Raw genomic sequence first — 3,774 nt, 5'->3', positions numbered from 1 at the left:
GCTGGCCCGGCGGATGGCCGACGAGGCCGACCGGCACGGGCACCAGGCGGAGCTGCTGGCCCAGCGGCCGGCGCTGCTGCCGACCTGGTCGCCGCTGGCCCGGGCGGTCGCCGTCTACGCCGCGAGTGGGGCCGCCGCCGGGGTGCTGATGCTGATCCTGGTCGTCGCCTCCGGTGTCGGTCTGGTGGACGGGTTCACCCTCGGCGCATGGATCTGTGCGGGGTTGCCGGCGGTGGCGTTCTTCGCCGGCTACCTGGTGCTGGGCCGGTGGGGGCGGCCCGCGATCGTCGCCGGCACCCCACCGCGCTACCTGCCGCTGGGGTTCCTGATCTGCTTCCTGCTGGTGCCGATGGCCTACTGCGCCTACCTGCTGCTGGTCCGCGGCCTGCGCTGAGCCCGGCGTCCCCGCCTGTCCGCCCTGGCCCGGACCCCTCTGCATGATCGACTCGTCTTGAAGTCGGGCCGTCCCGCCGACCAGGACACCCCGACTTCAAGGAAACCGAGTCGATCTAGTCCAGGTGAAAAGTGGGGATGTCCCGGCCTTCCACAGTGTTCGTCGCGGTGCCGTACTCTCGCGCCCTGTCGGTGCGCGCTCCGTTCCCGCGACGCGCGGTTCTCAGGCGTCGACGCCTTCGGGGACGGCAGGTCGAAAGGTTGGTCGGGACATTGCAGGGACAGACGTCCACAAGCGTCGAGCCGGAGCAGACATGGGGGAGGACGGCCGGGGTTGAGGCCGCCACCGGGACGGCAACGTCCGGCTCCGCCGCAGAGCCGGGGTTGACCGTCGTCGCGTCGTCGCGGCAGGCCGGGCCCGGTGCGGTGGTCGCCGGCTTCGGGCTGATCGCCGCCGGTGCCGCCGCCAGCTGGCTGATCTGGAGCAGCGGCCTCTCGGCGGCGAAGATCCAGCCGGAGGACACCACCGCGGTCTTCCTCACCCTGCTGGTCTTCGCCGCGGCGGTCGAGCGGATCCTGGAGCCGTTCTCCCGCTGGCTGCCCGGCCGCGCCGCCGAGGCCGCGCTGGCCCGGACGGTGGCCGAGTTGGACGGCCGGGCCGACGGCCCGACGGCGGCCGACCGCGAGGCGCTCGCCGTCGCCAGCACCAGGGTGGCGCGGGCCAAGGCGAACCGCACGATCGTCGCCTGGGGTCTCGCGAGCGGCCTGGCCACTGTGGCGTCCAGCGCGGGCGGGTTCTACGTGCTGCACGCGGTGGCGGGTGGCGACTGGAACGGGGTGGCGGTCTGGGTCGACGCCATCGTGACCGGTGTGATGGTCGGCAGTGGCACCAAGCCGCTGCACGATCTGATCAACCGGGCGCAGAACGGCCCGCCGGCCGCGTAGCGCGAGCCCGCGGTCCGGCGCCGACGGACTCGCTCGGGCCTGCACGCATGCGCTGAAGCCTGAGGGGTCGGATGTCAACTGGGGATGGTGGCGACCAGGCCCCCGTCGATCACGAGGTCCTGGCCGTTGATGTAAGACGCTTCGGCCGAAGCGAGGAAGGCCACGGCGGCAGCGACCTCCTCGGGCCGACCGAACCGGTGCGCCACGACCCTGCTTCGGGCCGCTTCGGCCTGCGCCGGGTCCAGTGCCGACTCGGGGTACATGGGGGTGTCGATGTAGCCGGGGCTGATGGAGTTGACGCGGACACCGCGCGGGCCCAGCTCCGCCGCCAACGTCCGGGCCAGATTGTGCGCGGCCGCCTTCGTCGCCGAGTACAGGGTGAGCACGCCGTTGCCGCGGTGCACCGTCCACGACGCGTTGATGATCACCGCGCCGCCCGGTCGGAACAACGGCAGCAACCGTTGGACGGTGAAGAAGACACCTTTGAGGTTGACCGCGACGGCACGGTCGAAGTCGTCCTCGGTGATGTCGGTGAACGGTTTGAAGGTTCCCGTGCCGGCGTTGGCGAACAGCACGTCGAGCTGGCCGTGCCGCTCCTCGACGGTCGTCACGAGTGCGTCAAGCGCCGCCAGGTCGGCGACGTCCGCCACGACGCCGCTGGCCCGGGCACCGAGTGACGCGACGGCGTCGTCGAGTCGTCGCTGGTCGCGGCCGGTGACGGTGACGTGGGCGCCTTCGGCGATGAGGCGACGCGCGGTGGCCAGTCCCATGCCGCTCGTGCCGCCCGTTACCACGGCGACGGCGTTGTCGAACCGAGTCATGCCGATGTCCTTCCGGCCGGTGTCGTGAGGTGGTCGAGCAACCAGTCGGCGGCCGGTGGCAGCCAATCGGGCTGGGCGTTGCCGAGGAGGTGGTCGGCGTGCTCGATGCACCGGTACTCGCCCCGGGTCGCCAGCCGGGCCAGGGACTCGCCGTTTGTCACGCCCGGGATGACGTCCTGCCCGCCATCCACCACCAGCAGCGGCGTCGTGATGCGCGCGGCGAGGCCGGTGAGGTCGAGCTGGTCGGCGAAGCGGCGGGCCGCGTCGGTGCCGCCGGCGCGCTGGGTGAGCAGGTCGTGGAAGAACGGTGGCATCGCGGCCCAGTCCAGCCGGAACGGTCCGCTGACGGTGACGGTGGCGGCGACGCGTGGCTCGTGCGCCGCGGTCTCGGCCGCGTGGTAGCCGCCGAGGCTGAGCCCGACAAGCCCGACGCGGTCGGCGCCGAGCCGGTCTAGCACCCGGCGCATCACCTGGTGGTAGTCGGACCGGACCCGGGTTGTGGCCGCCAGGACGCCCTGGCCGGGGCCGTCCATCGCGAACACAGCGGCGCCCCGACGCAGCAGGGCTGCGGCGACGGCGTGGAACTCCTCCTTGCTCGAGTCCAGGCCGGGGATGATGACGACGGTCATGGCCGGGTCGGCCGGGTCGGCCGGGTCGCGGAGCCATCCGGCGAAGTCCGGGCCGGTGATCCGCCTGGCGTCGGGCTCCAGCAGGCGCGAGCGCGCGGCCCATCGCCTGGTCGGCGCGGGCCTCGGCCTCCGCCTGCCCGGCCCCGCCGGGCTGCGGCAGCAGGGCGGCGGCGTGAACCACCGGGCCGCGAGCTGGTGGTACTCGCCCGAGGTGACCGGCGCGGTGCGTCGCCGCGGCCCGGTCCAGGTACTCCTCGCCGGCCCGCCGGAACGCCGCCGGCCAGTCGCCGGCTCGCGCAGAGCGGCGGTGCGGCGCAGGTACTCGTGCGGGTCCAGCCCGGCGCCGGTGGCCCGGCTGAAGTTGAAGGCGGCGAAGTCGGCGACGTTCATCGGGCTCCTCCCACGGTCAGCACGGCCCGGCCCCGGATCCGGCGCTCGCGCAGGTCGACCAGCGTGCTCGCGGTGTCCGCCCAGTCCGTGACGCGGCCGATCTCCGGGTGCAGCCGCCCCGCGGCGACGAGCCGCACCAGCGTGGCCAGGTCGGGGCCGTACGGCGCTGCGGCGTAGTGGAAGTGCTGGATGGTGGCCCGTTCCGGACCGGAAAGCAGGTCGAAGAAGTCCAGCGTGACCGGGGTACGGCTAGCCTGACCGAACCAGACGAGCAGGCCGCCCGGCACCAGTTTGGCCAGCGCCGCCGGTAGTGCCGGGCCGCCGGTGGACTCCAGCACCACGTCGAACGGGCCGGCTGCGGCGGCCACGTCGTGCACCACCGCGGCCGCGCCGAGTTCCAGCAGCCGCCGGCCTCGCTCGGGGGTGGCCGTGACCGCGGTGACCTCGGCGCCCGCGGCGGCGGCCAGCTCGGTGCAGTAGTGGCCGACGCCGCCGGAGGCGCCGGTCAGCAGCAGCCGTCGGCCCACCACCGCACCCACCGCTCCCAGCAGCCGCAGGGCGGTGAGGCCGGCCAGCGGCAGCGCGGCCGCCTCGAC

The 3,774-nt window shown here is 73.9% G+C and carries 5 protein-coding genes; 2 read left to right on the top strand and 3 right to left on the bottom strand.

Features of this window, described 5'->3' with window-relative positions:
- Positions 1–394: hypothetical protein (locus JM949_RS34370; protein ID WP_203152191.1), on the top strand; the 394-nt coding region annotated here is incomplete at its 5' end.
- Positions 395–666: 272 nt separating this feature from the next.
- Positions 667–1,338: a hypothetical protein gene (locus tag JM949_RS34365; RefSeq protein WP_203152190.1), complete on the top strand. Its 672-nt coding sequence runs from the start codon at positions 667–669 to the stop codon at positions 1,336–1,338.
- A gap of 74 nt (positions 1,339–1,412) precedes the next feature.
- On the opposite strand, the gene JM949_RS34360 is transcribed toward JM949_RS34365, so the two are convergent.
- The 3 genes from JM949_RS34360 to JM949_RS34350 form a co-directional block, all read right to left on the bottom strand.
- Positions 1,413–2,159, bottom strand: coding sequence for an SDR family NAD(P)-dependent oxidoreductase (locus tag JM949_RS34360; RefSeq protein ID WP_203152188.1), 747 nt, complete (start codon positions 2,157–2,159; stop codon positions 1,413–1,415).
- Positions 2,156–3,178, bottom strand: a complete 1,023-nt coding sequence (locus JM949_RS34355; RefSeq protein WP_203152186.1) for an alpha/beta hydrolase family protein — start codon at positions 3,176–3,178, stop codon at positions 2,156–2,158. The genes JM949_RS34360 and JM949_RS34355 overlap by 4 nt, the downstream gene beginning before the upstream one ends.
- Positions 3,175–3,774, bottom strand: a 600-nt coding sequence (locus JM949_RS34350) for a zinc-binding dehydrogenase (protein ID WP_203152185.1), incomplete at its 5' end; no start/stop codon positions are given. The genes JM949_RS34350 and JM949_RS34355, both read right to left, overlap by 4 nt.

Origin of the sequence: Micromonospora tarensis (genome assembly GCF_016803395.1) — a bacterium.
GTDB lineage: Bacteria > Actinomycetota > Actinomycetes > Mycobacteriales > Micromonosporaceae > Micromonospora > Micromonospora tarensis.
This window is presented reverse-complemented; position numbering and strand designations above follow the sequence as displayed.